Source organism: Micromonospora sp. NPDC048986, from assembly GCF_040649335.1.
In the GTDB taxonomy this organism is placed as follows: Bacteria; Actinomycetota; Actinomycetes; order Mycobacteriales; family Micromonosporaceae; genus Micromonospora; species Micromonospora alfalfae.
On sequence record NZ_JBEZFJ010000010.1, the window covers coordinates 134,739 to 161,656 of the forward strand.

The 26,918-nt window shown below is 72.5% G+C and carries 27 protein-coding genes; 7 read left to right on the forward strand and 20 right to left on the reverse strand.

Annotation, left to right across the window (positions count from 1 at the left end; all coding sequences use genetic code 11):
* Nucleotides 1-23: 23 nt before the first annotated feature.
* Nucleotides 24-782, reverse strand: coding sequence for an ABC transporter permease (locus tag AB0B94_RS21270; RefSeq protein ID WP_357282589.1), 759 nt, complete (start codon nucleotides 780-782; stop codon nucleotides 24-26).
* A 15-nt stretch (nucleotides 783-797) separates the two neighbouring features.
* Nucleotides 798-1,757, reverse strand: coding sequence for an ABC transporter ATP-binding protein (locus AB0B94_RS21275; protein WP_357282951.1), 960 nt, complete (start codon nucleotides 1,755-1,757; stop codon nucleotides 798-800).
* Between the two features lie 130 nt (nucleotides 1,758-1,887).
* On the opposite strand from AB0B94_RS21275, the gene AB0B94_RS21280 reads away from it, so the two are divergent.
* Complete coding sequence (locus AB0B94_RS21280) at nucleotides 1,888-2,364, forward strand: hypothetical protein (protein WP_357282591.1); 477 nt, start codon at nucleotides 1,888-1,890, stop codon at nucleotides 2,362-2,364.
* A gap of 12 nt (nucleotides 2,365-2,376) precedes the next feature.
* Here AB0B94_RS21280 and AB0B94_RS21285 read toward each other — a convergent pair whose 3' ends face one another.
* Nucleotides 2,377-3,360: a helix-turn-helix domain-containing protein gene (locus AB0B94_RS21285; protein WP_357282595.1), complete on the reverse strand. Its 984-nt coding sequence runs from the start codon at nucleotides 3,358-3,360 to the stop codon at nucleotides 2,377-2,379.
* Between the two features lie 103 nt (nucleotides 3,361-3,463).
* On the opposite strand from AB0B94_RS21285, the gene AB0B94_RS21290 reads away from it, so the two are divergent.
* Nucleotides 3,464-4,039, forward strand: coding sequence for a maleylpyruvate isomerase N-terminal domain-containing protein (locus AB0B94_RS21290; RefSeq protein WP_357282598.1), 576 nt, complete (start codon nucleotides 3,464-3,466; stop codon nucleotides 4,037-4,039).
* A gap of 165 nt (nucleotides 4,040-4,204) precedes the next feature.
* Here AB0B94_RS21290 and AB0B94_RS21295 read toward each other — a convergent pair whose 3' ends face one another.
* On the reverse strand, nucleotides 4,205-4,747 hold the full coding sequence (locus AB0B94_RS21295) for a GNAT family N-acetyltransferase (RefSeq protein ID WP_357282603.1): 543 nt from the start codon (nucleotides 4,745-4,747) through the stop codon (nucleotides 4,205-4,207).
* A 32-nt stretch (nucleotides 4,748-4,779) separates the two neighbouring features.
* The gene (locus tag AB0B94_RS21300; protein WP_357282607.1) at nucleotides 4,780-5,268 is read right to left on the reverse strand and encodes a DUF1992 domain-containing protein; all 489 of its coding nucleotides are present in this window, start codon (nucleotides 5,266-5,268) and stop codon (nucleotides 4,780-4,782) included.
* 228 nt (nucleotides 5,269-5,496) lie between these two features.
* Here AB0B94_RS21300 and AB0B94_RS21305 point away from each other — a divergent pair, with 228 nt between their 5' ends.
* Complete coding sequence (locus AB0B94_RS21305) at nucleotides 5,497-6,147, forward strand: LysE family translocator (RefSeq protein WP_357282610.1); 651 nt, start codon at nucleotides 5,497-5,499, stop codon at nucleotides 6,145-6,147.
* Nucleotides 6,148-6,156: 9 nt separating this feature from the next.
* Here AB0B94_RS21305 and AB0B94_RS21310 read toward each other — a convergent pair whose 3' ends face one another.
* The 3 genes from AB0B94_RS21310 to AB0B94_RS21320 are packed head-to-tail and all read right to left on the reverse strand — an operon-like array spanning nucleotide 6,157 to nucleotide 9,021.
* Nucleotides 6,157-6,981 carry an SDR family NAD(P)-dependent oxidoreductase gene (locus AB0B94_RS21310; protein WP_357282614.1) on the reverse strand — a complete coding sequence of 275 codons (825 nt, stop codon included), beginning with the start codon at nucleotides 6,979-6,981 and terminating at the stop codon, nucleotides 6,157-6,159.
* Nucleotides 6,978-8,318, reverse strand: coding sequence for an NAD(P)-binding domain-containing protein (locus AB0B94_RS21315; RefSeq protein ID WP_357282616.1), 1,341 nt, complete (start codon nucleotides 8,316-8,318; stop codon nucleotides 6,978-6,980). The genes AB0B94_RS21310 and AB0B94_RS21315 overlap by 4 nt, the downstream gene beginning before the upstream one ends.
* A 55-nt stretch (nucleotides 8,319-8,373) precedes the next feature.
* Nucleotides 8,374-9,021, reverse strand: coding sequence for a TetR/AcrR family transcriptional regulator (locus tag AB0B94_RS21320; protein WP_357282620.1), 648 nt, complete (start codon nucleotides 9,019-9,021; stop codon nucleotides 8,374-8,376).
* 57 nt (nucleotides 9,022-9,078) lie between these two features.
* Here AB0B94_RS21320 and AB0B94_RS21325 point away from each other — a divergent pair, with 57 nt between their 5' ends.
* The 3 genes from AB0B94_RS21325 to AB0B94_RS21335 all read left to right on the forward strand — a co-directional run bounded on the left by AB0B94_RS21325 (nucleotide 9,079) and on the right by AB0B94_RS21335 (nucleotide 12,189).
* Nucleotides 9,079-10,437 (forward strand): MFS transporter, encoded by a 1,359-nt coding sequence (locus AB0B94_RS21325; protein ID WP_357282624.1) that lies wholly within the window; start codon nucleotides 9,079-9,081, stop codon nucleotides 10,435-10,437.
* Nucleotides 10,438-10,463: 26 nt separating this feature from the next.
* Complete coding sequence (locus AB0B94_RS21330) at nucleotides 10,464-11,618, forward strand: hypothetical protein (protein WP_357282628.1); 1,155 nt, start codon at nucleotides 10,464-10,466, stop codon at nucleotides 11,616-11,618.
* Between the two features lie 229 nt (nucleotides 11,619-11,847).
* Nucleotides 11,848-12,189 (forward strand): RNA polymerase-binding protein RbpA, encoded by a 342-nt coding sequence (locus AB0B94_RS21335; RefSeq protein ID WP_091398247.1) that lies wholly within the window; start codon nucleotides 11,848-11,850, stop codon nucleotides 12,187-12,189.
* Nucleotides 12,190-12,262: 73 nt separating this feature from the next.
* On the opposite strand, the gene AB0B94_RS21340 is transcribed toward AB0B94_RS21335, so the two are convergent.
* The 9 genes from AB0B94_RS21340 to AB0B94_RS21380 form a co-directional block, all read right to left on the reverse strand.
* Nucleotides 12,263-12,781: an FxsA family protein gene (locus tag AB0B94_RS21340; RefSeq protein WP_357282631.1), complete on the reverse strand. Its 519-nt coding sequence runs from the start codon at nucleotides 12,779-12,781 to the stop codon at nucleotides 12,263-12,265.
* A gap of 68 nt (nucleotides 12,782-12,849) precedes the next feature.
* The gene (locus AB0B94_RS21345) at nucleotides 12,850-13,659 is read right to left on the reverse strand and encodes a polyprenol monophosphomannose synthase (protein WP_357282634.1); all 810 of its coding nucleotides are present in this window, start codon (nucleotides 13,657-13,659) and stop codon (nucleotides 12,850-12,852) included.
* A 34-nt stretch (nucleotides 13,660-13,693) separates the two neighbouring features.
* A complete protein-coding gene (gene lnt, locus AB0B94_RS21350) occupies nucleotides 13,694-15,460 on the reverse strand; it encodes an apolipoprotein N-acyltransferase (RefSeq protein WP_357282954.1) in 1,767 nt (588 codons plus the stop codon).
* Between the two features lie 601 nt (nucleotides 15,461-16,061).
* Nucleotides 16,062-17,399 (reverse strand): glutamate mutase L, encoded by a 1,338-nt coding sequence (locus AB0B94_RS21355; protein WP_357282637.1) that lies wholly within the window; start codon nucleotides 17,397-17,399, stop codon nucleotides 16,062-16,064.
* Nucleotides 17,396-17,788, reverse strand: a complete 393-nt coding sequence (locus tag AB0B94_RS21360) for a hotdog domain-containing protein (RefSeq protein ID WP_357282639.1) — start codon at nucleotides 17,786-17,788, stop codon at nucleotides 17,396-17,398. Before AB0B94_RS21360 ends, AB0B94_RS21355 begins: the two co-directional genes overlap by 4 nt.
* Nucleotides 17,785-18,540, reverse strand: a complete 756-nt coding sequence (locus AB0B94_RS21365; protein WP_357282641.1) for an OAM dimerization domain-containing protein — start codon at nucleotides 18,538-18,540, stop codon at nucleotides 17,785-17,787. Before AB0B94_RS21365 ends, AB0B94_RS21360 begins: the two co-directional genes overlap by 4 nt.
* A complete protein-coding gene (locus AB0B94_RS21370; RefSeq protein ID WP_357282643.1) occupies nucleotides 18,537-20,096 on the reverse strand; it encodes a lysine 5,6-aminomutase subunit alpha in 1,560 nt (519 codons plus the stop codon). The genes AB0B94_RS21365 and AB0B94_RS21370 overlap by 4 nt, the downstream gene beginning before the upstream one ends.
* Nucleotides 20,093-21,658, reverse strand: coding sequence for an amidohydrolase (locus AB0B94_RS21375; protein ID WP_357282646.1), 1,566 nt, complete (start codon nucleotides 21,656-21,658; stop codon nucleotides 20,093-20,095). The genes AB0B94_RS21370 and AB0B94_RS21375 overlap by 4 nt, the downstream gene beginning before the upstream one ends.
* 4 nt (nucleotides 21,659-21,662) lie before the next feature.
* Nucleotides 21,663-22,712: a zinc-binding alcohol dehydrogenase gene (locus AB0B94_RS21380; RefSeq protein WP_357282956.1), complete on the reverse strand. Its 1,050-nt coding sequence runs from the start codon at nucleotides 22,710-22,712 to the stop codon at nucleotides 21,663-21,665.
* Between the two features lie 153 nt (nucleotides 22,713-22,865).
* Between AB0B94_RS21380 and AB0B94_RS21385 the strand changes: the two genes are divergently transcribed.
* Entirely contained in the window at nucleotides 22,866-24,272 is a 1,407-nt protein-coding gene (locus AB0B94_RS21385) for a lysine 2,3-aminomutase (RefSeq protein WP_357282648.1), read from the forward strand.
* A 52-nt stretch (nucleotides 24,273-24,324) separates the two neighbouring features.
* Here AB0B94_RS21385 and AB0B94_RS21390 read toward each other — a convergent pair whose 3' ends face one another.
* The 3 genes from AB0B94_RS21390 to AB0B94_RS21400 all read right to left on the reverse strand — a co-directional run bounded on the left by AB0B94_RS21390 (nucleotide 24,325) and on the right by AB0B94_RS21400 (nucleotide 26,693).
* The gene (locus AB0B94_RS21390; RefSeq protein ID WP_357282650.1) at nucleotides 24,325-25,398 is read right to left on the reverse strand and encodes a hypothetical protein; all 1,074 of its coding nucleotides are present in this window, start codon (nucleotides 25,396-25,398) and stop codon (nucleotides 24,325-24,327) included.
* Nucleotides 25,395-25,964: an RNA polymerase sigma factor gene (locus AB0B94_RS21395; protein ID WP_357282653.1), complete on the reverse strand. Its 570-nt coding sequence runs from the start codon at nucleotides 25,962-25,964 to the stop codon at nucleotides 25,395-25,397. Before AB0B94_RS21395 ends, AB0B94_RS21390 begins: the two co-directional genes overlap by 4 nt.
* Nucleotides 25,965-26,033: 69 nt before the next feature.
* Nucleotides 26,034-26,693, reverse strand: coding sequence for a polysaccharide deacetylase family protein (locus AB0B94_RS21400; RefSeq protein WP_357282655.1), 660 nt, complete (start codon nucleotides 26,691-26,693; stop codon nucleotides 26,034-26,036).
* Nucleotides 26,694-26,918: the final 225 nt, after the last annotated feature.

Below are 26,918 nucleotides of genomic sequence, written 5' to 3' on the forward strand. Positions count from 1 at the left end.
CACGGGGCTCTGGGCATGGGCCGTCACGGGTGCAACCGTCGGCGGTAGGTGACCCGGGCGACCAGGAAGCCGCCGATGGCCAGCACCAGCAAGTAGGCGATGTGCACGGAGCTGCCGGCGATCGTCGCGGTGCCGAGGCTGAAAGTGCGGCACAGCTCCACCCCGTGCCACAGCGGCAGCAGATAGGACACCGGTCGGATCCACTCGGGTAGCTGCGAGACCGCGAAGAACGTGCCGGAGAACATGTAGAGCGGCATGATGACGAAGCGGAACACCGTGTCGATGTGGCGCAGCTTGCGTACGCCGACCGCCCACGCGGCGGCGGGTGCCGCGAACGCGACCCCGGTCAGCGTCGCGCCGAGCAGGGCGCCGAGGGCCCACCACCCCCCGATCAACCCGAACGCGGCCATCACCACGATGAAGGCGCCGCTGGCGATGAGCACCCGGAAGGTGATGAACAACAGGTGCCCGGCGGCGAGCTGCTCCGGCCTCAACGGTGTCGGTGTGGCACTGCGGTACGCGCCGAAACCGGCCGCCCGGGCGACACCCCCGGCCCCTTCCAGGAACGCGTTCTGCATCGCGGCGGCGGCCAGCACGCCCGGGGCGAAGAACGCCGCGTACGAGACGCCGACGATCTGGGCTGGCGCGTTGTCGTCGACCAGGGCGCCCAGCCCGGCGCCGATGCCGATGAGGAACAGCAACGGGTTCAGCACGTTGATCACAATCGAGCCACGCCAGGTACGCCGGTAACGCGTCAACCAGTACCCGAACACCCGAAACACCAGTTGTCTCCCCTGCTACTCGATGAGCGATCGGCCGGTGAGCTTGAGGAACACGTCCTCCAGCGTCGCGCGGCGGACCAGTGCGGTGAGCGGCGTGAGCGACATGGCGTGCACAGTGGCGAGGGCGGCCTCACCGTCGACGGTGTAGACGAGCACCCGGTCGGGGAGCAGTTCGACGCGGCCCTCGGTGTCGTTGCCTCCGGTGGCCAGCATCGATGTCCGGAGCTTCTGCGCCGCCGTGTCGCGTTCGTCGAGGCGGAAGCGGAGTTCGAGAACCTCCCGGGTGGCGTACCTGGTGATCAGTTCCCGGGGTGAGCCCTGCGCGACGATGCGGCCGTGGTCGACCACGATGAGCCGGTCGCAGAGCTGCTCGGCCTCGTCCATGTAGTGCGTGGTGAGGATGAGCGTGACGCCCTGCTGTTTGAGCTGGAAGAGCCGGTCCCACAGGATGTGTCGGGCCTGCGGGTCGAGGCCGGTGGTTGGCTCGTCGAGCAGCAGGATGTCCGGTTCGTTGATCAGGGAGCGGGCGATGGTCAGCCGCCGCCGCATGCCGCCGGAGAGCGTTTCGACCTGGTCGCCGGACTTCTCCTGAAGTTGGGCGAAGTCGAGCAGTCGGGTCGCCCGGTCCCGGATGACGGCCCGCGACAGGCCGAAGTATCGCCCGTAGATGTGCAGGTTCTCCCGCACGGTGAGCTCGTTGTCCAGGTGGTCGTCCTGAGTGACGACGCCCAGCCGGGCGCGGACCTCCGGCCCCTGTCTCATCGGGTCCATGCCCAGTACGCGCAGGCTGCCGCCGCTGATCGGCGACGTGGCGGCGATCATCCGCATGGTGGTGGACTTGCCGGCGCCGTTGGGGCCGAGAAGCCCGAAGGACTCGCCTCGTTCAAGGGCGAAGTCGATGCCGTCGACAGCGCGGAACTCCGCAGTGGACCCACGTGCTGGATAGACCTTCGTCAGATCTCTCGCTTCGACCAGCGAATGTTCGCTCACCACGGCAGCCTAGGGAAAATAAACAGTGGATTGCAAGATCTGAGCAGAGCTATGTAATTTCTCGACGCCATCCGGATTTGACCCTCGACCGGGTTGAGGCCCGACCATCGGCGACATGACCGACCCCGCGACCGCCGACAGCACAATGACCCGCATCATCGAGGCCGTGCAGCTCGGCCAGAGCGGCGCGCCTGCCCGGGCCCGTGAGCTGCTCACCGCCTTGTGGGACGAACTCGGACCCACCGGCGACGCCCTGCACCGCTGCACCCTGGCGCATTACCTCGCCGACCTTCAGGACAGCACCGAGGCGGAGCTGACCTGGGACGAACGAGCCCTGGCCGCCGTGTCCGACCTGAGCGACGAACGCGCCCAGCGGTATCTGCCCTCGCTCCAGGTCCAGGCGTTCCTGCCGTCGCTGTACCTCAACCTGGCCGACTGCCACCGCCGCCTGGGCAACGTCGGTGCGGCCCGGGAGCACCTCGCCCGAGCCCGCGAACACCTGCCGCTGCTACCTGACGACCCGTACGGCGAGAGCATCCGCGCTGCGGTCCGGGACTTCGTCGAGGACGATCCGACCGACCGTCGACGGTAGCGGTCGGTCGGGTCAGCGAGCCTGGCGTGCGACGCCGGCGCGGTACTCCTGCGGCGAACGTCCGTAGTGGGCACGGAAGAGGCGGCTGAAGTGGGCCTTGTCCGGAAAACCCCAACGGGCGGCGATGGCCTGGATCGGCTGCCGCAGCAGCGGGTTGCCGAGATCACGCCGGCACTGCTCCAGACGCCTGGTGCGGATGAGTTCGGCAACTGTCGTCGCCTCCGCCTCGAACAGGCGGTGCAGCGACCGCGGCGAGATGTGGTGGGCGGCGGCGACGCTGCGAGGGCTGAGTTCGTCGCTGTCGAGGTGGCGGTCGATGAAGTCGACGATCCGGGCCCGCAGTGCGGTGTGCCGCGCCTCCGGTGACAGGGTGTCCTCGATGTCGAGGTACTGAGCGAGCGCGGCAGTGAGCAGGTCCACCGCCACCCCGCCCAGGATCTCGGCCTGGGCCGGCTCGAACTGCTCCGGGTGTGCCGCGATGCTGCGCAGGTGGTGGACCAACAGCCCGCCGACGCCGAGGTGCGACGGTATCGGCGTGGCCAGTAGGCGGCGGAGCCGGTCCGAGGCCACTGGCAGCGCCGCGTGCGGTATCTGCACGGTGATCGTGGTGGCGAGTCCAGGGCCGTCCGCGTAGTGCCGGGCGACGTGCGGCCGCGCGGTGTCCAACAGCGTGAACTGGTTGGCAGCTTCCAGCGTGGACTCGGTGCGATCCTGGATCAACGTGCTGCGACCCGTCAGTGGGAGCGCGAGTTGATACACATCCCCCTCGGCGCGGCGGACCAGTCTCGTCGGCCGGATCGAGTCCAGCGACGGGTAGCGCAGCGAGGTCATCCGAATGCGGCCGAGATCGATGGCCTGCGCGTAGGCCACGAAGTTGTCCAGGTGGCCGCTGCTGATGTGCGCTGGCGCCGTTTCCCGGGCGACCAGGGCATACCAGAACGCGAACCGGTCCGCCGGGGGCAACACAGTCGTGTCCACCACCATGTTGGGCAACATCCCGCTCGCCTCCCCCCACATGCGAGGATGGATTCTTGCATGCCTCGATGCCCGTTACCCACGACGAGATTCCCACGCCCAGCGCTGCCCGGTGGGTTGGCGGATGGCGGCGGTGACCGGCGCCGACCTGCGGGAGGCGGCCGAGCAGATGACCCGGGTGCTGCTGCCACACCGGGAACGCGACTGGTCGGTGCCGGCCGGCTCGCTGAGCTGGAGCTGCTGGACCACCGCGGCGCACGTCGCGCACGACCTCCTCGCGTACGCGGGGCAGGTCACCGGCCGTCCGGATGACGGCTATCTCCCGTACGACCTGCGGGTCTCCCCCGAGGCGAGCCCGACGCAGGTGCTCACAGTGGTGCGGGCCTGCGCCGGTCTGCTCGCCGCCGCCGTCGACGCGGCCCCGCCTGACACGCGCGCCTGGCACTGGGGCCCGTGTGATCCGGCCGGGTTCGCCGCCATGGGCGTGGCCGAGACCCTGCTGCACACTTACGACATCACCCTCGGCCTCGGTGTGCGGTGGCAGCCGCCGCAACGGTTGAGCGCGCTGGTGCTGCACCGACTCTTCCCGGACGCCCCGCCCGGGGCGGTACCCGAGGTGCTGCTCTGGATGACCGGGCGCGGTGAGCTGCCCGGTCGGGACCGGCGCACGTCCTGGAAATGGCGGGCCGCAGTCGACTGACGCGCACCAGCGTCGAGGGCGGTGGGTGCTCGCCGGTCGGGGACAGCAGGCGCGCACCGCGAACACCTTGGCGTACTCGGTCACCTCGCCAGTTCCCTTTCGCGCCGACGGTCGTCCGGGCGCTCGGCCCGGACACTGTCGGACGGTGTGGGGTGTGCCGCCCGGCTAGCCGGCGTGCAGCGAGTGCCGGTGGCCGTCGAGCGGGAAGGGCGGCCGGGCCGGCAACACCTCCTGGAACGCGAAGCCGCACTTCTGCGCCACCCGGCAGGACGCGACGTTGTCCACCTGGTGCAGCAGGTCGAGACGGGCCACCTCGGGGAACCGGTCGAACGCCCAGCGGCTCAGCGCGGTGACCGCGCGGGGGGCGACGCCGCGACCGCGTGCCCACGCCGCCGTCCAGTAGCCGACCTCCGGGGCCGGGCGCTCCGGCGTGACCCCCTTGAGCACCACGTTGCCCACCAGTCGGTCGCCGTCGGCCTGCTCGTCGATGACGGCGAAGGTGTACCGCCGGCCGTCGGCCCAGTCGCGCAGTGCGCCTTCCAGCCACCGTCGGGCCTCGGCGGCGGTGGTCACCGGGGCTCTGGTCCAGCGACGCAGGACCGGATCCCGGTACGCCTGCACCAGCTCATCCAGGTCGTCGGCGCACCACTGACGCAGTGCGACACCCGGCGTCGAGGGTGTGTCGGGCGTCCGCGATTCGATCAGCATCGGCACAGTCTGCCGTGGTCATGGCCGGGGAGTCAGCCCCGACGGCGGCGCCACAGCTGCCACCAGGTGCGGTGCCGGCGCGACGGCTTCACGACGGTCGCCGGTTCGGTGACGGTCGAGGTGAGCTCGGGCCGGGCCCGTTCGGCGCGCCAGCGGCGCACCACGTCCTCGGTGTTCACCGGGCGCACCGCGACCCGGGGGCCGTCGTCGGGGAAGCGCAGCCACGACACGATCTGCGCGTTCAGCTGCCCCACGAAGTCGCGGACGGACTGCTCGGTGGGCAGGTCACGGACCTCGTCGGGGACCTGCTCGATGCGTCGGCGCAGTTGCAGCGACGTGGGCAGGAGCAGGTCGCTGGGGAGTGCCTCGCGCTCCAGGAAGCTCTTGATCCACCACGCCTCGTCGTACGGCGCCCCCCGACCGGGGATCGGCTTGCCCATGCCGGGCAGGTCGTCGAACTCGCCGCGCTGAACGGCATCCTGGATCTTCGCCTCCACTGACGCTTCCCACGCCTCGGTCACCGTGCGGCACCTCCCTGGCCACCGTAACGCGCCGCCTCCGGCCGGCGACACGCACTTGCCAGGGGTCAGCGCGCCCGCCACGGTGAGCATTCCCGCCGGCACCGCTGCCGTTGCGTCGAACGTGAGTGGATCACCCGGATCGCAGGCCACGGCCTGCCAGGTGGCCCTGGGGTGGGTCGTTCATCCCGATTACGGTCGGTGTGAGGACTACCGAACGGGGGAAGCGTCGTGGTGGGTACTGGTGCACTGCTGGGCATCGCGCTGGTGGCGTTGGGGCTGGTGCTCACGCCCGGCCCGAACATGGTCTATCTGGTGTCGCGCTCCGTGGCGCAGGGCCGTCGTGCCGGGTTGGTCTCACTGCTCGGGGTGGCCGCCGGCTTCGGCGTCTACCTGGCGGCGGCGGTCGCCGGCCTGGCCACCGTCTTCGTCCTGGTGCCGACGCTGTACGCGGTGGTGAAGCTGGCCGGCGCCGGCTACCTGCTCTGGCTGGCCTGGCGGACGCTGCGCCCCGGTGGGCACTCGCCGTTCCGGCCCGCGCCGCTGCCGCCGGACCCGCCCCGGCGGCTGTTCACCATGGGCCTGATCACCAATCTGCTGAACCCGAAGATCGCGATCCTCTACGTGTCGCTGCTCCCGCAGTTCATCGACCCGACACGGGGGCACCTGGCCACGCAGAGCCTGCTGCTCGGTCTGACCCAGATCGTCGTGGCGCTGAGCGTGAACGCGCTGATCGTGCTCAGCGCCGGCTCGTTGGCCGGGTTCTTCGCCCGCCGGCCGGTGTGGTTGCGGGTGCAGCGGTGGGTGACCGGCACCGCGCTCGCGGCGCTGGCCGTGCGGATCGCCGCCGACCGCTCGCGCGCGGCGGTCGCCACGCCCTGACCCGGGCGGTCAGCGGCCCCGGTGGCGGTCGAGCATCCCGGCGGCCAGCGGCGCGGCGTCCAGGTCACCGGCGGCGAGCCGGGCGGCGAGGGTACGGCGTACCAGCCGGTCGGCCAACGCTGGCGCATGCCGCCCGACGGCCAGCTCCAGCCGGCCGCGGGCGGTGGTCGCCACGTCCCGGGGCGCCCGCCGGGCGGTGGCGGTCCGCAGGATCGCCGCGACCACCCCTTCGACGGGCTCGGGGCGCGACACCCCCCGCAGGGAAAGCCCGGCCTCGGCGGTGCTGTCGTGGATCGGGGAGGCGACCATGCTCGGGTAGACGACGCTGATACCGACGTGGGTGCCCACCTCGTGGCGCAGCGCGTCGGCGTAGGCGACCACTGCCCGTTTGCTCACCCCGTACGCGGCGGCGAGCGGCAGCGGCAGCACCGCCATCCGGCTGGCCACGAAGATCACCCGTCCGTGTGCGGTGACCAACGGGGGCAGCGCGGCGGCGGTGGTGCGCCAGGCGGCGAGGAGGTTGACCTCCAGTTGTCGGCTGACCACCTCGTCGGGCGGCAACTCGGCCGGCGCTGGACCACCGACCCCGGCGTTGTTGATCAGCAGGTCGAGCCCGCCGAGCCGGTCGACGGCGGCCCGAACCGCCACCGGTACGGCGTCCGGGTCGGTCAGGTCGCAGCCCAGCACCGGCACGTCGTCGTCGGGACGGGCGTGCAGGTCGAGCCCCACCACCCGGGCGCCGGCCGCGCTCAGCGCGGCGCCGAGGTGGCGGCCGAAGGTCCCGCTCGCCCCGGTGACCAGCACCCGCCGATTGGCCAGGGATCGGCCGCTCACCGGGGTGCCCCCATCGAGGGTGCCGCGCCGGAGCGGGCGCGGCGGGTTCCGGCGGTCAACTCCCGGGCCAGCTCCGCCAGGTAGACGTCGAAGTCCACCCGCATCGCCGGGCGGCGCTGACCCCAGCGGGCGGTCGCGGCCCGCAGTTCGGCCCGGCAGGCCGCGCGCTGCCGCTCCGGGTCGGGCAGCGCGTACCGGCCGGCGAGGTGCGCCGCGATCAGCTTGGCCTGCGCCTCGACCAGGGGGAACGCGGAACCGGTGGACTGCATCAACCCGACGAAGCTCAGCCCTGGCGCGTCGGGGTGGAACACGTGCCGGTACAACGGCAGGGTGTCGGCGCCCCCGGCGAGCAGCGCCGGGTCGAGGAACGGGACGTCCACCCGGTAACCGGTGCACCAGATGATCAGGTCGACGATGTCGCTGCGGCCGTCGGTGAACTCCACCCGGTCGCCGTCGAGGGTGGCGACACCGGGTCGGGCCTCGACGTCACCGTGGGTCAGCCGCGACAGCAACCCGTCGGAGAGCGTCGGGTGGTCCTGCAGGAAGCCGTGTGTCGGCGCGGGCAGCCCGTAACGGGTGGGGTTGCCGACGGTGGCGCTCAGCATCGTCTGGCTGATGCGTTGGCGCAGACGCCACGGCAGCCGGCGGACCAACGCCCCGTTGAGGGTGTCCGAGGGGCGACCCAGCAGGTACTTCGGCACCACCCAGACGCCCCGGCGCAGCGACAGCAGGGTGCGGGTGGCGGCGTACGACGCGTCGACGGCGATGTCCATCGCGGAGTTGCCGCCGCCGACGACCAGGACCCGCTTGCCGGCCAACTGTTCCGGGCCCCGGTAGTCGTGGCTGTGGATCTGCTCGGCGGTACAGGTGCCGGGGTAGCCGGGGTCGGGCAGCCGGGGCACCCGGTTGTGCCCGTTGGCGACGACCACCGCGTCGACGGTGACCTCGACCGGGCCGCTCGGGCCGCTGGCGGTCACCGTCCAGGTGCCGTTGGGGTGCTGGGTGACCCGCTCGACGGTGTGGCGCAGCCGGATGGTGTCGGCCAGCCCGAAACGGGTGGCGTAGTCGGCGAGGTAACCGGCGACGCGACGGTGGTCGGGGTAGTCGGGCCAGTCGGTGGGCATCGGGTGGTCGGCGAACTGGGTGCGGCCACGGCTGGTGTTGAGGTGCAGCGTGCGGTACGCGGGCGAGTCGGGCGCCCCGTAGACCCAGAGGCCACCGACCTGCTCGGCGGCCTCGAAGCCCACAGTTGGCACGTCGGCGTCGCGTAGTGCCTTGATCGCGGCGAGGCCGGCGGCGCCGGCCCCGATCACCGCTACCCGCTGTGGTACGCCCATTGCCGCCCCCATTAATCCAACGTCCGATGGATAATCGTCGCGCGGTGGCGGCCCGTCAAGGGGTCGGCGATCCGTACAGCCCGTCGAGCAGGCGATGCACGAACGCCCTGAACTCGCGCCTCTCCCGAGCGCCGGGCGCGCCCGCGGCCAGCGCCACCACGTGCCCGTGCGTCGCCCACACCAGACTCCGCACGGTGATGTGCGGGGTCGGCTCGGCGAGGGCGCCGGTCGCCGCGGCGGCGGTGAGCAGCTCCGCGACCAGCCGGTACAACGGGTCGGCGTAACGCTGGTCGAGCTCGCCGTGCCGCTGCGGTTCCAACCAGCGGCGCAGCCACAGCGCTGTGGTCTCGGGGCGGTCCTCCAGGAAGTCGACGAAGACGTCGACCAGCTCGTGCAGGGCCCTCAGCGCCGCGTCCGGACCGGCGTCGAGAGCGGCACGGGCCTGCGCGGCGGCCTCGGTCAGCACGTCCCGCTCGGCGGCGAACACCCTGGCGAAGCACGCGTCGTAGAGCGCTGCCTTCGTACCCGTGTGGTGCGCGACAGTGGCGACGTCGACCCCGGCGGCGGCGGCGACCTCCCGCAGCCCGACGGCGTCGAAGCCCCGCTCGGCGAAGAGCGCTGTCGCCGCGGTGAGCACCACCTCGCGGGTCGGCCGGGTCTCGTCGCGGCGGGGCCGACCCGGGCGGCGGCGGGGCATGGTCATGGCCGCCATTGTGCCCCTAGAATCCAGCAACCGTTGGATTGCGGAGAGGATGCGGCGATGACCGGGCTGGACCGGCGGCCCGCGGCCGCCACCGACGCGACGCTGCCGCGCGGCCCGCTGGCGGGCTTCGCGGCCGGCTCGCTCGGCATGGGCGTCTGGGTGACAGTGCCTGGCCTGCTGCTGCTCTACTTCCTCACCGACGTGCTGGCCGTCGGACCGTGGCTGGCCGGCCTGGCGCTGCTGCTGCCGAAGATCGCCGACGTGCTGCTGCACCCCTGGGTGGGGCACCGCGCCGACGTCGAGCAGACCCGACGCGGCGACCGTCGCCGCCTGCTGCTGCTCGGCTGCGCCCTGCCGGTCGCGTTCGCCGCGCTCTTCGCGGTGCCCGCCGGCCTGACCGGCGCGCCGGCCGCGGCCTGGGTGGCGGTGTTCTTCATCGCCGGCAACCTGCTCTTCGCCGCCTACCAGGTCCCCTACCTGTCCACCCCGGCCGACCTGCGCATCGGCTACCACGAACGCACCCGGCTGATGGCGTTCCGGATGGTGGTGCTGACCCTGGGCATCCTGGTCTCCGGGCTGCTGGCCCCGCTGCTCACCGGCGGCGACGCCGCGACCCGGGACGGCTACCAGCGGATGGGCGTGGTCCTGGCGGTGGGGATGCTGGCGGCCATGCTGGTCGGTGTCGCCGGCATCGCCCGGCTGCGCGGGTCCGTGCCGGTCAGCACCGCTTGCGGGCACGGCGGGTGGCGGGCGTTGCGCACGGCGCTGCGCGACAGGCAGTTCCGCTGGCTGGTCGCCGCGTACCTGGCGATGTCCACCACCACCCACCTGGTGCTCGCCGGGGTGCCCTACTACGCCGAGTACGAGCTGCGCGCTCCGGGCCTGACCACGGTGCTGGTGGCCGCGTTCGTGGCGCCGGCGCTGCTGGTCACCCCGGCCTGGCTGGTGGTGGCCCGCCGCGTCGGCAAGCAGCGGGCGTTGCTCGGCGCGCAGGGCGCGTTCGCGATCGGCTCGCTGGTGTTGGCGGTGGGCCGACCGGCCGGCCTGCCGGTGCTGGTCGCCGCGGTGGCGGTGCTCGGGGTGGCGTTCGCCGGCATGCAGCTGCTGCCGTTCTCGATGCTGCCCGACGTGATCCGCGCCGCCAGCAACGCCGGCAGCACCGGGGCCGGCACCTACACCGGGGTGTGGACGGCCACCGAGGCCACCGGCGCGGCCCTGGGCCCGTACGCGTACGCGCTGTGCCTGACAGTGGGTGGTTTCGTGGCCTCGACCGCCGGTGAGTCACCGGTGCAGCCGGACGCCGCGCTCGTGGCGGTCCGCTACGGCTTCGGGTTGCTGCCGGCGGTGGCGATGCTCGCGGCGCTGCTGCTGCAACGCCGCTACACCCTGGACGCGACGGCCCGGGCGGCGAGCTGATCGGCCGGCACTAGACTTCGCCCTCGATGGACGCCCAGCCCAGCACCACCGAGACCCGCCCGTGCGCCCACTGTGGAGCGCCGGTGCCGCAGCGTGTCGGCGCGGGTCGACCGTTTCGCTACTGCCGCGACAACGACGGCGCCTGCCAGCGCGCCTCCCGCAACAGCCGGATGCGTCACCGCAACGCCCCCGGTCTACCCGGTCAGGTGGCCCGCACCTGGGAGGCGGTGGACCGACTCGACCAGATCGTCGAGACGTTGACCGAGTCGCTGCACGCCGAGCTGTCGCCGGTGGGTGTGCAGCGGCAGCTCGCACAGGTCCGCGCGGAGGCCGCCACCGAGATCGCGGCGGCGCAGACCGAACGCGACGAGGCCCGCGACGACGCCGAGACCGCGGCGGCCGACGCGGCGCGCGCCCGCGAGCAGGCCCGCGCGGCCCGCGCCGACGCTGACGACGCCCGCCAGCGCGCCGAGCTGGCGCAGCGGCAGGTCACCGCCGCCGAGGAGCGGGCGCGGCACGCTGAGGCCGCCCGCGACCAGGCGCGCCACGATGCCAGCGCCGCGGAGGCGCTGCGCGCCCAGGCCGAGCGCGACCGCGACCAGGCCCGGGCCGAGGCGCGGGACCTGCGCACGCAGCGTGACGCCGATCGGCAGCGGGTGGCCGACCTGGGCGTGGAACGCGACGCGCTGCGCGCCGAGGCCGAACGGGCCAGCCGCGCCGCCGCCGAGGCGACCGAGCGGGCCGGGCGGTGGCAGGCCGAGGTGCAGGACGTCCGGCGTCAGATCGAGCAGTCGCGCGCCGACGCGGCGCGGACCCGCGCGGAGGCCGCCGACGCCGCCCGGGCGCGCGAGCAGGCCGACCGGGCCCGCGACCGGGCCGAGGTCGCCGCCCGGCAGGCCGACGACGCCCGGCAGGAGGCTGCGGAGCTGGCCGCGCGGCTGCGCGCGGAGGTGGCGGCCCTGGCCGCCCAGCGCGACACGCTCACCGCCGAGCTGACGGTGGCCCGGCAGGCCGCGGCGACCGCCGAGGGTCACCGCACCGCGCTGACGGTACGACTCGACGCCGCCGAGACCGACCGGGACCTGGCCCAGCGGCGGGTGGCGCAGCTCGGCGACCAGGTCAGTGACCTGGCGTTGGCGCTGGCACGCCTCGGCGCCGCCACTCCCGGCGACGCCACCTGATCATCGTGGCGCAACCTTCGGTAGGCTCAGGCGGTTAACCTCCCCGGTGGCAGCGGACACCCCGTTGTCCCGACCCGCCCGGGGATCACCTCACCGGGTGAGCGTCCCGGCCGGCTACCCTTGGTCCCGGCCCACCCGTGGACGCCTCACGCCCTCGGGCGGGAATGGCTCGACGGGGACGCACCGTTACACCCAGAAGACCAGCACCACGAACGAGGGGAAGTCGATCATGGGCGAGCGTATGCTGCGCGGAAGCCGCCTTGGCGCGGTGAGCTACGAATCCGACCGCAACACGGAGCTCGCGCCGCGTCAGACCCGCGAGTACCTCTGCGCCAAGGGCCACCAGTTCGAGGTGCCGTTCGCCGTCGACGCCGAGGTCCCGACGACCTGGGAATGCAAGTTCGACGGCAGCGTCGCCCGACTCGTCGACGGCAACGAGCCGGAGCAGAAGAAGGCCAAGCCGCCGCGTACCCACTGGGACATGCTTCTGGAGCGGCGTTCCATCGCCGAGCTGGAGGACATCCTGGAGGAGCGCCTGCAGGAGGTTCGGACCCGCCGCGGCCGCGCCTGAGCCGCACCGACGCACGACGACGGCGCCCCCGGGGTTCTCCCCGGGGGCGCCGTCGTGTCTGTTTGGCCTGGTCTCAGTGCCGGCCGGGTTCGACGATCTCGCCCTCGATGGCGCGACCGCCGTCGACCACCACCGGCTGCTCCGGTTGCGGGGCGGGTTGCGGCGCACCTTGGCGCACCCGCACCGTGCGGGGCCCGAACAGGTCACCGGCGACCATCGACGACACCCGCCGCTCAGTGGCGCGGCGCACCCCGGCGCGGGCCAGTCGACGCACCGGCGGCACCAGCAGCAGCACCCCGACCAGCCCGCTGACCAGGCCCGGCACCGCCAGCAACAGCGCGCCGGCCAGCCCGACGAGCCCGTCGGTCACCTGACCACCCGGGGGTTGCCCGGCCGCCGCCGCGGCACGGAAACCACGCCAGGCGCGCATCCCCTCGCGGCGCAGCAGCACCAAACCCAGCAGGGACGCGGCGAACACCAGCAACACCGCCGCGCCGAACCCCAGCGCCCGTCCCACGCCGACGAACACCGCCAACTCCAGCACCACCGCCAGCAACAGGGCCAACGGTACGAACCTCAGTCCTCGGCGCATCTCACCTCATCGCCATTCCTGCGGACACCACGGACGTGTTCCGCTCATCCAGCATGACACGGCCGCGCTCACGGCCACCGTGCCTGGGCGGCGGCGGTGCCGTGCAGGCCCCGGCGTACCGCCTGACGGCGGTCGCGCACCCCCCAGGCGGTGATCCGCCACAGCGCCTCGGCCACGATCTTCGGGCTCATCTTGCTGTCGCCGCGTTCCCGCTCGGCGAAGGTGATTGGCACCTCCACGATCCGCACCCCGGCCCGGTGCGCCAACCGCGACAACTCCACCTGGAACGAGTAGCCCTGGGAGGTCACCGACTCCAGGTCGATGGCGTCCAACGCGCTGATCCGGTACACCCGGTAACCGCCGGTGGCGTCCGAGACGGGCATGCCCAGCGCCAGGCGCGCGTAAAGGTTGCCGCCGCGCGACAGCAACAGTCGCCGCAGCGGCCAGTTGAGCACCCGCGCGCCCCTGGTCCACCGGGAGCCGATCACCACGTCGGCGTCGCGGGCGGCGTCCAGCAGCGCCGGCAGGTCCTCCGGGGCGTGGGAGCCGTCCGCGTCCATCTCCACGACCGCCTGGTAGCCACGCTCGCGCGCCCACCCGAACCCGGCCAGGTACGCCGCGCCGAGGCCCTGCTTGCCCTGACGGTGCAGCACCTGCACGTGCGCGTCGCCGTCGGCGAGGGCGTCGGCGATCGCGCCGGTGCCGTCGGGGCTGTTGTCGTCGGCGATGAGGATCTGCACCGCCGGGGCGGCCCGCCGGACCCGGCCCACGATCACGGCGATGTTGTCGGCCTCGTTGTAGGTGGGGATCACCACCAGCACCCGGCCCACCCCGGGCACCTCGTCCGCGCGTCGGATCGTATCGGTCGCCTGGATCACGGTTCCTCCGCTCCCGCCGGCGTACCGGCTGTTGCTATCCGGGCCTGACCCGCTGCCGCCGGCGCAGCACCGCCGCGCCGACCAGGGCCGCCGCGGCAAGCGCGGCGAGCGCCACCTCCGGCCACCAGCCGAGGCGGGTGGCGAGGGTGCGTCCGTCGTCGAGCCGCAACTGCCGCACCACGACCTCCCGGGTGTTGAACCCGGTGGCATCGCTTACCCGCCCGTCGGGTGCGACGAACCCGGACACTCCGACAGTGGAGGCCATCAACGCCGGCCGTCCGTGCTCCACCGCCCGCAACCGCACCATCGCCATCTGCTGGCGGGCCTCCGCCACGTCGAAGGTGGCGTTGTTCGTCTGCACCACAAGCAGTTGCGCGCCGCCGGTGACGGTGTCGCGGACCACCTCGTCGTAGGCGACCTCGAAGCAGATCACGTCACCGAGCACGGCGGTGCCGGCGCGTACCACGCCCGGGGTGCTTCCCGGCACGAAGTCGTTGCGGATCAGGTCGACCTTCTTGCTGACCAGCCGGGCCACGTCGCGCAGCGGCACGTACTCGGCGAACGGCACCGGATGGCGTTTCGTGTACAGCTGGTCGAGGTCGGCACCGGTGCCGGGGTGCCACAGGATGCCCGCGTTGCGGACCTGCCCGGCGTCGGGACCCAGCAGCACCGCGCCGACCAGGATCGGCGCGCCGATGGTGTCGGCGGCCTGGGAGATGCGCGCACCGGCGGTGGGGTTGCGCAGCGGGTCGATGTCGCTGGAGTTCTCCGGCCACACCACCAGGTCGGGTCGCCGCTGCTGCCCGGCGGCGACCCGACCGGCCAGTTCGATCGTGGCGTCGACGTGGTTGTTGAGCACCGCCTGCCGTTGGGCGTTGAAGTCCAGGCCCAGCCGCGGCACGTTGCCCTGCACGATCGCCACGGTGACGGTGTCGCCGGACCCGGCGGTGGCGACCGGCACCAGCAGACCCCCGGCGGTCAGCGCGACGGCCACGACGGCCGGTACGACCACCGGCGTCCAGCGCCGTGCCGGCGCACCCCCGGCGGGTGCCGGGCCGTCCAGCGGGCCGTCCAGCGGGCCGTCAGCGTCCTGCGGGCCGTCGCCTGCTGTGGTGGCCACCGCGTCAGCCGCGGGGTCGGCAGGCGCCGCTCCGGTCACGTCGGTGCCGCTGCGGTGCATGGGCGCGGTGCGACGCGTGGTGGCCCAGAGGTGCCAGACGGCGGTGACCAGCAACCCGCCGACGAGCGCCACCGCGAAGGTCACCAGCGGGGCGCCGCCCAACGCGGCCAGGCGCAACAGCGGCGAGGTGTCCTGGCTGAACGCCAACCGCCCCCACGGGAACCCGCCGAACGGGGTGCGGTCGCGCAGCGCCTCCTGCCCGACCCAGAGCAACCCGGTCAGCGCCGGCCACGCCCAACGGGCGCGGTCGACCAGCGGCGACACCCAGGCGGTGGCAGCGCCCAGCAACGCCAGGTAACCGGCCTGCAGCAGCGACAGCAGCACCCACGGCAGATAGCCGGTGTGCAGGTTCGTCCAGGCCAGCAGCGGGGCGAACAACGCCACCCCGGTCAGGAAACCCAGGCCGGCGCCGGCGCGCAACCGCCGCCGGTGCGCGGCGGCGGCCAGCAACGCCACCCCGACGGGGGCTAGCGGCCACACCCCGTACGGGGGGAACGCCACCAGCAGGGCCAGCCCGGCGGCGATCGCCAGGGGAACCGCGACCCGTAGCGGTAGGGGGCGACCCGCGACGACCGGCGCGTTGATCACCGTGGGGGCGTGGGTGTCATCCCGGTCCAGCATCGTCACCGCAGCTTCACCTCGATCACCCGGCGAAGGCTACCTGGCTGACGGTCCTGGCTGCCGCGTCGGGCCGCCGACGGTGATCGGAGGGACCTGGTGATCAGGTGATGAAAAACAGGTCGAGGAAGACTGTTGGACCTACTTTTCGTCACTTGATCACGGGAAGCGGCACTGGCGCGGGGACGTGGGCGGGTCAACGCGCCGGGGGACATGAAATCGGGGCGCGGCTCGCGCCGCGCCCCGATGCTCCCAGGCCCTTCCCGGCCGGTGTGGCGAGGATGGGGCACGACGACCTTCGGACCGACCGGACGTGGACTGGCTGCCCCCGCCGGGCCGTTGTCTACTGGCCGTGCACCTCACCCTGCCCGTACACCGGTAACCGCGGCCGGTTCGCGCCGCCCCGCCGACCCCCGCCCGCTGGACCTGGCCGCCGCGACGATGACGCTCAAACATGTCGCTCGGCCAGCGGACGAAGGGACGAAGCGAACAACAGCCGCTTCCCGTGGTAGGACTCAAAGACGGTACGTGCCGACCCCCGTCGGTTGTCAACCCGCAGCCGGCCTGTCGTGTGTTGCGACACGGCGTGTCGGGTCGGCGAGTCTCAATGCGTACGCAGATGCTGACGCAGCAGCGCCTGCGCGGCCGCCCGGTGCTCCTCGGCGAGCAGCCCTCCGGCGGCCAACACGTAGTCGGCGTCGACCACCGCCGCGGCGGCGCGCGGCAACGCCCACCCACCGGCGTGGTCGGCCAGGACCGCCGTCAGCACCTGCCCGGACACGTCCGCCGTCGAGTGCCGCAACACCCCACCGGAGCCCACCAGCATCCGCACGTCGCGCAGGTCCCGCCCGGCCCGCTCACCGGTGGCGGCGCCCCGGGCGTGCCGGCGCAGCGCCACAGTCGCGGCGAGGGTGGCGATGCGCCGGTCCACGGCCCGCTCGACGGCGTCGACGGCCAGGAACGCCGGGTCGGCCGCCCGGCGCGCCGCAGCGGCACCCAAATCGTCGGCCTCACCGGCGGCGAGCAGCCGCTCCTCCGCGGCGGCCCGCACCACCCCGGGGGCGCTCCACCGCATGCCTAGGTCGCCCTCCACGGTGCGGGCCCGCCACAGGCTGCCGGCGACCTCCCGGCCCAGCCCGGTGGCCCGCTCGTCGGGCGTGAGCACCGAGTACACGTCGGTGGTGGCCCCACCCACGTCGACCACTGCCAGGTCCCCGCCGAGGGTGTCGGCGAGCACCTCCACACCGGTGAGCACCGCGTCGGGAGTGGCCGCCCGCACCAACCGCGCGAACCGGGCCCCCCTCGACAGTCGTTTACCGCCGATGACGTGGCGCAGGAACACCGCCCGGATCGCCGCCCGCGCCGACGCCGGGGCGAGCACCCCGATACGCGGCAGGACGTTGTCGGCGTCGGTGACCGGCACCCCGGCGTCGCGCAGCAGCCCGGTCACCTGCTCGCGCACGTCGGCGTTGCCCGCGTACACCACGGGCCGGCGCCACCGGGCCCGGGCCAGGCGGGTCGCGTTGTGGGTGATCGTGTCGGCGTCGCCGCCGTCGGTGCCACCCACGAGCAGCACCACGTCCGGGCGGGCCGCCCGCAACGCCGTCAGGTCGGCGGCGCCGAGCCGGCCGGCCGCGACGTGCACCACGTGCGCGCCGGCGGACAACCCGACCCGCCGGCCGGCCTGCGCGGTGACCAGCGGCTCGTAGCCGATCACGGCCAGCCGCAGCCCACCACCGGCCGACGAGCACACGTACCAGGGCACGTCGCGCACGCCGAGCCCGGCGGTGGCCGCCGCGACAGCGGCGTCGAGGCCGTGCAGCACGTCGCTGCCCACTGTGGTGGGCGCCGACGCCGCGCCGGCCAGGACACCGCCGGCCAGGTCCACCACCGCCACCTTCGTGTACGTGGAACCGACGTCGGCGCAGACCGCCAGGGTCACGACGCGGCGGGGACGACCACGGTGCCGGTCGCGGTGACCGCCACGATCGGCGGGTCCAGGACCTCAGCGGCGGACGCGGACCGGTCCGGGCGGCCCCGGCACACCACCGCGCAGCTCAACTCCAGGGTGCGGCTGCGGGTGCCCACCCGCGACACCTGCGCGGTCACCTGCACCACGTCCCCGGCGTGGATAGGGGCGTGGAACCGCACGTCGGTGTACCCGGCGAACAGGCCCTCGTCGCCGTCGGTGTGGATGCACACCTCGGTGGCGACGTCACCGAACAACCCCAGCGCGTACGCCCCGTCGACGAGGTTGCCCGCGTAGTGGGCGTGCGAGTACGGCACATACCGCCGGTGCGTCACCGTCAACCCGAGCCGTTCGTCGGTCATGCCATCGCCTTCCGTTGCGTGATCAGGGCGTGCACGAGGTAGCTGGCCACCTCGCCGGGCGTGGTGCCCCGACCGAAGATCCGGTCCACGCCCAACTCGTCGGTCATCGACTCGTCGAAGCGGGGGCCACCGACGATCAGCAGCGGCCGCCGCCCCGCCGGCATCGCCTCCCGGAACGCCGCCGACATCTCCCGGGTGTTGTGCAGGTGCGCGTCGCGTTGGGTGACCACCTGCGACACGAGCACCGCGTCGGCCCTCTCCGCCCGGGCGGTCTCCACCAGCTCCGGCACGCTGACCTGCGCACCCATGTTGGTGACCTTCAACTCCCGGTAGTACTCCAGGCCCTTCTCCCCCGCGATGCCCTTGACGTTGAGGATCGCGTCGATGCCCACCGTGTGCGCGTCGGTGCCGATGCACGCCCCGACCACTGACAGCTTGCGCCGCAACCGCTGCTTGATCACCGTGTTGACGTCCTTCGCCGACAGCAACGCGAAGTCCCGTTCCACCACCTGCACGGCGTTGAGGTCGACCAGGTGGTTGACCCGCCCGTAGACGACGAAGAACGTGAACCCGTCGCCCATCGGCTTGGCGTGCACCACCATCGCCGGGTCGATGCCCATCTTGTTGGCCAACTGCACCGCAGCGCCCTCGGCGCGCTTGTCGTGGGTCACCGGCAGGGTGAACGACACCTGCACCATGCCGTCACCGGTGGTGTCCCCGTACGGGCGCACGATCTGCTTCTCCCCGCTCACGCCGCCGCCTCCAGGATGTCGGTGGCCGGATTGCAGTAGTCGGCCTCGTGCGCGGCGACCCCGGACAGGCCCTTGCCCCGGTCCGCGGGCCGCTTCATGATCCCGAAGGTGCCCTCGGCGATCGCCGTGAGCAACGTCTGCTCCCCGATGCGTTCCAGCAGGTCCAGTGCCTCACCGAGGACCTGGTTGGCGCGGCGGCGGATGAACCCGCCCGGCGCCGGCACGAAGTCCTCGTGCAGCCCACCGGCCGCGCCGAGGACGTACCGCACGTTCTGCAGGGCGATGTCCCGGTCGGACAACCACGGCGTCACCACCGCCTCGGTCATCATCCCCACCAGCAGGATGCCCTGACCGGTCAGCGCCCCGGCCAGGTTGAAGAACCCGTCGAGCAGGTTGCCCCGGAACACGTCACCGGTCATGTGCTTCGTCGGCGGCATCCACTTCAACGGCGCGTCGGGGAACAACTCCCGGGCCAGCAACGCGTGCGCCAACTCCAACCGGAACGACTCCGGCACCTCCGGGTTGATCTCGAACGCGTGCCCCAACCCCAACTGCCAGTCCGCCAACCCCGCCTCGTGGGCGAAGAACTCGTTGAGCAGCTGCGACACCGTCACCGTGTGCGCCTCGTCGACAGCGTCGGCGGTGGTCAGGTAGTTGTCCTCACCGGTGTTGATGATGATCCCGGCGCGGGCGTGCACCTGCCGGGAGAACCGCTGGTCGACGAACGTGCGCACCGGGTTGATGTCACGGAACAGAATCCCGTACATCGAGTCGTTCAACATCATGTCGAGGCGTTCCAGCCCGGCCAGGGTCGCCATCTCCGGCATGCACAGCCCGGAGGCGTAGTTGGTCAACCGCACGTAGCGGCCCACCTCCTTCGACGACTCGTCCAACGCCGCGCGCATCAGCCGGAAGTTCTCCTGCGTGGCGTACGTGCCGGCGAAACCCTCCCGGGTCGCGCCCTCGGGCACGTAGTCCAGCAGCGACTGCCCGGTGGAGCGGATCACCGCGATCACGTCCGCGCCGGCCCGCGCCGCCGCCTGCGCCTGCGGAATGTCCTCATAGATGTCGCCGGTGGCGACGATCAGGTAGATCCACGGCCGCTGCTTCGGGTCACCGTGGCGCTTGATGAGCCGGTCCCGCTCGGCGCGCCGCCGGTCGATGCGCCGGATACCCGCGCCGACGGCCCTGCGCGCCGCCGACCGGGCCGCCGTCGCGGCCCGCCCGGTGGGCTGGGTGAACCGCACCGACCCCGCAGCGGCCTTCTGCGCCAGCAACGTCACGTCGGTGCTGCCCTCACGGACCAGCGCGTCGAACACCGGCACCGCCACCCCGTGACCCAACCCCACGTCCGCGGCGACCGCGTCGACGAGCCGGTTCACCCACGGAATACCGTCCGGGTCGGCGCCGGTCACCCCGGCCAACCGCAGGACCGCCCGCTCCACCGACACCGTGGTGTGGCTGCGCGCCAGGTCCACCACCGGCTGCCCGGCCCGACGCGCCAACTCCCGCGCCCGCGCCACCAGCACCGGATCAAGATCAAGCTTTCCGGTCATGATGACCCTTCCTCGTAGATGACCTCACCGCGCAGCACCAGGCGCCGACACACCGGCAGCGGCGTCGGGTCGTCCGCACCCCGCGCCTCCGGGTCCTCGGCCTGCAACACCGGCAGACCCCGCTCCACCCCCGCCGGCGTCGACCACACAGCGAACGTCGCCGGCGCACCCAACGCAAGGACCCCCTCGACGTCCAGGTGCACCGCCCGCCACCCGCCCCGGGTGTGCGCCGCGAACGCCGAACGCACACCCATCCGCTGCGCCGGGTTGTGGTGCGCCACCGCCGCCCGCACCGACCCCCACGGGTCCAGCGGCGTCACCGGCGAATCCGACCCGAACGCCAACGCCACCCCCACCGAGTGCATCGCACCCATCGGGTTCGACTCCAGCGACCGGTCCAACCCCAACCGCGTCTCGTACATCCGGCCCGCGCCACCCCACAACCTGTCGAACGCCGGCTGCATGCTCGCCACCACCCCGTACTCCACGAACCGCGCGATCAACGCCTTGCTCATGATCTCCGCATGTTCGATGCGGTGCCGGGCCGCCCGCAACCGCTCCACCCCCACCGTCCGCGCCGCCGCCGCGAACCCGTCCATGACGGTGCCGATCGCCGCGTCACCGATGGCGTGGAACCCGCCCTGCATGCCGTGCGCCGCGCAGTCCAACAGGTGATCACGCACCTGCTCGACAGACAGGTACCCGTGCCCACAGCCGTCACCGTCGCCGTACGGCTGCGACACGTGCGCCGTGCGCGAACCCAACGCCCCGTCGGCGAACAGGTCTCCACCGGCGCCGACCGCGCCCAACTCCCGGGCCCGCGCCGCGCCACCCAACTCACCCCAGTACCCGTACACCTCCGGCAACCCCGCGCCGGAGATGCCCAGCAGACCGGTGAAGTCCTCCTCGTCGGAGATCTCCGGGCCACCACACTCGTGCACCGCCGCGATCCCCAACGACGCCGCGTGGCCCAGGGCCACCCGCTGCGCCGCGACCCGCTGCGCCCGACTCACCGACGCCTGCGCGGCCGCCCGCACCACGTGGTGCGCGTCGCGCCGCAACCAGCCCGACGCGTCGTAACCGGCCGCCTGCGCCGCCTGCGGGCACGCCGCCAGCAACGCCGACGACACCAACGCCGAGTGGATCGACGCCTGCGACAGGTACACCCGCCGACCACCGGCCGCCCGGTCCAGCGCCGCGGCGTCCGGCAACGTCGGATCCGACCAACCCGACTCGTCCCAGCCGTGCCCGAGCACCACCGCGTCCGCCGGCAGAGCCGCCGCGAACCCCGCCACCGCGTCGAGCAACTGCCCCGCCGAACGCACCCCGGACAGCGCCAACCCGGACAGCGCCAACCCGGTGTCGGTGGTGTGCACGTGCGCGTCGACGAACGCCGGCGTCACCAACGCCCCACCCAGGTCAACCACCCGGTCGGCCGACGGCGCGTCACCGTCGGTCCCCAACCAGGCAATCCGCCCACCGGACACCAACAGCGCGGTAGCGCTCGGCTCGGCGGGGCAGTGCAGCACGCCGCCGCGATACAACGTCGAGGGGTTCGTCATGACCTCAGTCTGCCGCGACCCGCGCCGCGAACAACTGACGCACCCCCGGCTCGGCCCGCAGCAGCCCCAGCGCCAACTCCGCGTGCCCCGGCACGTACCCGTTGCCCACCAGCATCGTCACGTCCGCGGCCAACCCCTCCGCGCCCAACGCCGCGGCGGAGAAGCTCGTCGCCATCGAGAAGAAAATCACCGTGCCACCGTCCGCGGTGGCCAGCACCGCCCCGTGCTCACAGCCCGGCACGTCCACGCAGACCACCGTCACGTCCGCCGGCACCCCCAACGCGGTGGTCACCGCCGTGGACAGCCCCACCGGGTCGCGCGCATCGGCCAACGCCACCACCGACGCCAGACCAGCGGCCACCAGCGCGTCGCGCTCCGCCGCCACCGGCACCACCCCGACGGTACGCGCGGCGCCCGCCCGTCGCGCCGCCGCGAGAGACAACGACCCGCTCTTACCGGCCCCACCGATCACCGCGACCCGCACCGGCGTCGGATCACCGGTACGCCGACGCTCCTCCACGTAGCGCGACACCACCCGGGCGGTCAGCGCGGGCGCCCCGCACACGTCCAGAACCGCGAGGGACAGCTGCGGATCCTCGTCGTCGGGCAGCACCGCGGCGATGGAGCGCGCGAACAGGATCGCCCACCCGTCACAGGGCACCTGCTCGCTGCGCCCGTCCCAGCGGGCCAACCCGTCGGTGATCACCAGGGGCGTCAACGTCAACGACACCAGGGTGGCAACCCGCTCCCCCGCCCTGAGCCCCAGCGGGGACCGCCGACCGGCCTCCTCGACAGTGCCGATCAACATCCCGCCCGACCCGGTCACCGGGTTCTGCATCTTCCCCCGGGTCTCGATGATCTCCAGCACCTCGGCACGGACCGCGTCACCGTCCCCGCCGTGCTTCTCCGACAACTGCCGGAAACTCGCCGCGTCCAGGTTGAGCCGCTGCACCCGGATCCGCACCTCGTTCGGCGCGATCGCCGCCGACGTGTCCAGGCGCCAGGCCGCCTGCGGCAGCACCCCCGCCGGTTGCACGACGCGGTGCAGTCCCACCGGTGACGTCACGCCAACCTCCCCCTGTCAGCCGCCCGAAGCCCCGACCAAGGCTCGCGTAACGGGAAAACTTACGGCAGACTAGTTTCTATACCGAATATTTTCCAGTAGCCTTCGGGCTTCGCTGATCAGCCGCAACACCGAGGAGGGGCCGTGACCCAGACCCAACCGGTTGAGAGCATCCCTCAACCCCGTCACGCCCCGGTCGCCGCACCGACCGCCGGGCAGCCCTACGAGTACCACCGACGCCCCCTGGTCGAACCCGACTGGACCCGCTTCCCCGGCTGGCGCCACGTCACCCGCGACCAGTGGGAGTCAGCCCAGTGGCAGCGCGTCAACTGCGTCAAGAACATCAAGCAGCTCCGCGCCGTCTTCGGCGACCTGATCGACGAGACCTTCTACGCCGACCTCGAGGCCGACCAGTTGGCCCTGGCCACCATGTCCATGCTGGTGCCACCACAAATGATCAACACGATGGTGCCGTTCGCGACCCTCACCACCGAGGCGCTGCTCGCCGACCCCATCCGCCGCTACATGATCCCGGTCGCCTCCGACCGACGCACCGACTGGCCCTCACACCCCTACGCCAGCCGCGACAGTCTCCACGAGCACGACATGTGGGTCGCCGAAGGGCTCACCCACCGCTACCCCACCAAGGTCCTCGCCGAACTGCTCTCCACCTGCCCCCAGTACTGCGGGCACTGCACCAGGATGGACCTCGTCGGCAACTCCACCCCCGCCGTCGACAAACTCAAACTCACCCTCAAGCCCGTCGACCGCTACGACGCCCACATCGCCTACCTCAAGGCCCACCCCGGCGTCCGCGACGTTGTCGTCTCCGGCGGCGACGTGGCCAACGTCCCCTGGCGCAACCTCGAGTCGTACCTCATGCGCCTACTGGAACTGGAGACGGTCCGCGACATCCGGCTCGCCACCAAGGCCCTCATGGGCCTCCCCCAGCACTGGCTGCAACCCGACGTCGTCGAGGGCCTGGAACGCGTCGCCCGCACCGCCGCCCGCCGCGGCGTCAACCTCGCCATCCACACCCACGTCAACCACGCCCAGTCGCTCACCCCACTGGTCGCCAAAGCCACCCAGACCGCCCTCGACGTCGGCGTCCGCGACGTCCGCAACCAGGGCGTCCTCATGCGCGGCGTCAACGCCACCACACCGGAACTGCTCGACCTCTGCTTCGCCCTCCAAGGCGAAGCCGGGATCCTGCCGTACTACTTCTACATGTGCGACATGATCCCCAACGCCGAACACTGGCGGGTCCCGGTCTGGCACGCCCAGCAACTCCAACACGACATCATGGGCTACCTCCCCGGCTACGCCACCCCCCGCATCGTCTGCGACGTCCCCTTCGTCGGCAAGCGCTGGGTGCACATGCTCACCGACTACGACCGTGAGCGCGGCATCTCCTACTGGACGAAGAACTACCGCACCTCCATCGAATCCGCCGACCTGGAGGCGCTCAACAAGCGCTACGCCTACTACGACCCGATCGACACCCTGCCCGAGGGCGGCCAGCAGTGGTGGGCCGACCACCGCGACGACTGACCCACCGACGGCGACACCCCCGGGACCTCCCCGGGGGTGTCGCCGTCCACAGTCACCGACAGCCCAGGCCCTGCGCGTACCCGGCCGGCAGCCTCCCCGCCGCCACCTCGTCGGCGTACTCCCAGAACACCTCCGGCCAGTCACCGGCCTCGTCCATCTCCCGCAACACCCCCCAGCTGTGGCTACCGCGCAACGCCTCGACGGCCCGCCGCACCGCGGCCTCGTCCCCGCCCGCCCTCGCCCGCTGCCACTCCGCGATCCACCCGCAGCCCACAAGCGACGTCACCGCGGCACCGAACTGGTACGAGTCGTTCACACCGACCTCCTCCAGCGCCGCGACATCGAAGCCCGGCGGAAGCGGCACGCCAGCGAGCACCTCACCCGCCCGCACCCGCACCCGCTCCGGCGTGACGATCTCCGCCGGCAGCGCGCCCAACCAGGTCCGAACATCCACGCGCACGACCGCCGCGAGAACCCGGTCGAACTCCCCACGGGACCAGTTGTCCCCGGTACGCATCTCCACGAACACACCGTCGCGGGGACGCAGGATCACCGCGAAATCCCGGGCGGAGTACCGGAACAGATCACCAGCCCAGCCGTCGACCCGCACCGCCTCCGGCCGGCTGACCTCGAGCCGGTCGGCGAAACGGTCCGCATACCCGCCAGCCGGGTACCAGTTCATCTCCAACTCTCGATCGCCTCGACGAAACGCGATGGTGCCCTGCTCCTGGGCGAACCCGTACACGGTGGTCGCCACCCAGCCCGGCTGGTTGATCAGCAGCCGCGGATTCTTCTCCGCGGCTCGCATCGCCACCGGCGAGTAGACAACCGGCGCACCGCCGGTGGGCGCGGAAGGCGCCTCACCGCCCTCCCCCGGCTCACCCAGCAGGACGGACACACCAAGGACGCTGGCGAGCACCGCGGCCGCCGTCACCACACCCGCGAAGCGACGCACCGTCCACCCCGCCCCCGGTCGCCGACGCGGCGGCTCCACGAAACGATCGAGCGTCGACTCCGACATGATCTCCTCCAGGATGGACTGCTTCACCCCGCCGAGGGCACCGACGATGTCCGGCCGAGCGGGGTCGGCGTCGCGAACCAGCCGGTCCAGCTGTTCCTCGGTCATCTCTGCTCCTTGCGGGTGGCTGCGGTCAGCACGTCGAGTACATGTCCGGGCGGTCCGAGGTCGTCACCGACAAGCTCCCGAAGCCGGGCGCGCGACCGCGACAGTCGGCTCCGGACCACGGCCGGACCCACCCCCAGGACCGCCGCCACCTCGCGCGGTTGCAGACCCTCCCAGACCGTGAGCATCAGCACCTCCCGATCCAGCCCACCCAGACCCGCCAACGCCGCCCGGACGGCGAGCCGCTCGGGCACCTCACTGCCCGGATCGGCGCCCACCGTGGCGACGATCTGCTGACGCAACCGCTCACCCAGCCGCTGCCGGCGCACGCCGCCACGGTGATGGTTGGCCAACACCCGCCGGGCCACCCCGTACAGCCAGAGACGGGCCTCGGCACCGTCCGGAATGTCGTGCCGACGACGCCACGCCACCAGGAACGTCTCCGCGACGACGTCGGCCGCGTCCTCGGGGTACTCGACGCGCCGCAGCGCGTACGCCAACAACGGCTCGAAGTCCGCCACGTAGACGCGCCGGAAGTGGTCCTCGTAGTACTCGATGCCGGAGCTCACATCCACTCCATGTCCGGGAGGACCTCAACCGTGACAGGTCACGCGAACGCGCCCCGGCGCGACGGGCCGTCAGGCCACCAACACCTCGGACAACGGCGCCGGCACCAGGCCCCGTTCACGCAACCCGGCCAGGATGTGCGGCAACGCCTCATCGGTCATCGCCGCGTTCGCCTCGGTCACGTGCATGATCACCACCGAGCCGGGCCGAACATGGTCCAACACCGCCCGCACCAACGGCTTCCACGCCGTCGCGAAAGGATCGCCGCTGACCACGTCCCCGTCGACCACTGTCACGCCCAGCGGGGCCAGGGCGTCCAGCGCCGCCGCGTCGTGGCACAACCCCGGGAACCGGAAGTACCGGGTCTGCCGACCCCCGTACGGCGCGATCACCTCGAACGTCTTCGCCACGTCGCCGGCCAACTCGTCGACCGGCAGCCGGGGCAGGTCGTAACAGTCGGCGGTGAACGCCGCGTGTCCGTAGGTGTGGTTGGCCAGCTCGAAGCGCGGATTGTCGGCGATCCGCCGGGTCACGTCCGGGTACCGCCGCACCCACTTGCCGGTCAGGAAGAACGTCGCCGGCACCTGCTCGCGCTCCAGCAGGTCGAGGATGCGCAGGTTCGCGTACGACTTGACGCGGCCGGCCCGCAGGCTGGCCAACATTCCGTCGGTCATGTCCGCGTCGAAGGTCAGCGCGACCTTGGCACCGGTGCGCGGCCCGTGATCCACCACCGGTGCCCTGCTCCCCACCCGCGTCGCCCCCGGAACAGCCGCAACCGTCGGCGTCGGGGCACTCTGTGGGGTGGCGGGAGCCGTTGGCGTCGGAACCGCCTGCGATGCGCCGGCGGTCGGCGCGGCAGCAGAGGCGGACGAGCCGACGAAGACCGGCCCCTGCGGCGGTGGCACCCGGGACGCCGTGCACGCGACACTGCCGACAACGGCCGCCGCAACCAGTAC

Excerpts from the sequence above, each read along its gene's own strand:
- AB0B94_RS21280 (WP_357282591.1), top strand. The coding sequence starts at position 1,888 with ATGACCGACCCCGCGACCGCCGACAGCACAATGACCCGCATCATCGAG.
- AB0B94_RS21285 (WP_357282595.1), bottom strand. The coding sequence starts at position 3,360 with ATGTTGCCCAACATGGTGGTGGACACGACTGTGTTGCCCCCGGCGGAC.
- AB0B94_RS21290 (WP_357282598.1), top strand. The coding sequence starts at position 3,464 with ATGGCGGCGGTGACCGGCGCCGACCTGCGGGAGGCGGCCGAGCAGATG.
- AB0B94_RS21295 (WP_357282603.1), bottom strand. The coding sequence starts at position 4,747 with ATGCTGATCGAATCGCGGACGCCCGACACACCCTCGACGCCGGGTGTC.
- AB0B94_RS21315 (WP_357282616.1), bottom strand. The coding sequence starts at position 8,318 with ATGGGCGTACCACAGCGGGTAGCGGTGATCGGGGCCGGCGCCGCCGGC.
- AB0B94_RS21320 (WP_357282620.1), bottom strand. The coding sequence starts at position 9,021 with ATGACCATGCCCCGCCGCCGCCCGGGTCGGCCCCGCCGCGACGAGACC.
- AB0B94_RS21325 (WP_357282624.1), top strand. The coding sequence starts at position 9,079 with ATGACCGGGCTGGACCGGCGGCCCGCGGCCGCCACCGACGCGACGCTG.
- AB0B94_RS21330 (WP_357282628.1), top strand. The coding sequence starts at position 10,464 with ATGGACGCCCAGCCCAGCACCACCGAGACCCGCCCGTGCGCCCACTGT.
- AB0B94_RS21335 (WP_091398247.1), top strand. The coding sequence starts at position 11,848 with ATGGGCGAGCGTATGCTGCGCGGAAGCCGCCTTGGCGCGGTGAGCTAC.
- AB0B94_RS21340 (WP_357282631.1), bottom strand. The coding sequence starts at position 12,781 with ATGCGCCGAGGACTGAGGTTCGTACCGTTGGCCCTGTTGCTGGCGGTG.
- lnt (WP_357282954.1), bottom strand. The coding sequence starts at position 15,460 with ATGCTGGACCGGGATGACACCCACGCCCCCACGGTGATCAACGCGCCG.
- AB0B94_RS21360 (WP_357282639.1), bottom strand. The coding sequence starts at position 17,788 with ATGACCGACGAACGGCTCGGGTTGACGGTGACGCACCGGCGGTATGTG.
- AB0B94_RS21370 (WP_357282643.1), bottom strand. The coding sequence starts at position 20,096 with ATGACCGGAAAGCTTGATCTTGATCCGGTGCTGGTGGCGCGGGCGCGG.
- AB0B94_RS21375 (WP_357282646.1), bottom strand. The coding sequence starts at position 21,658 with ATGACGAACCCCTCGACGTTGTATCGCGGCGGCGTGCTGCACTGCCCC.
- AB0B94_RS21390 (WP_357282650.1), bottom strand. The coding sequence starts at position 25,398 with ATGACCGAGGAACAGCTGGACCGGCTGGTTCGCGACGCCGACCCCGCT.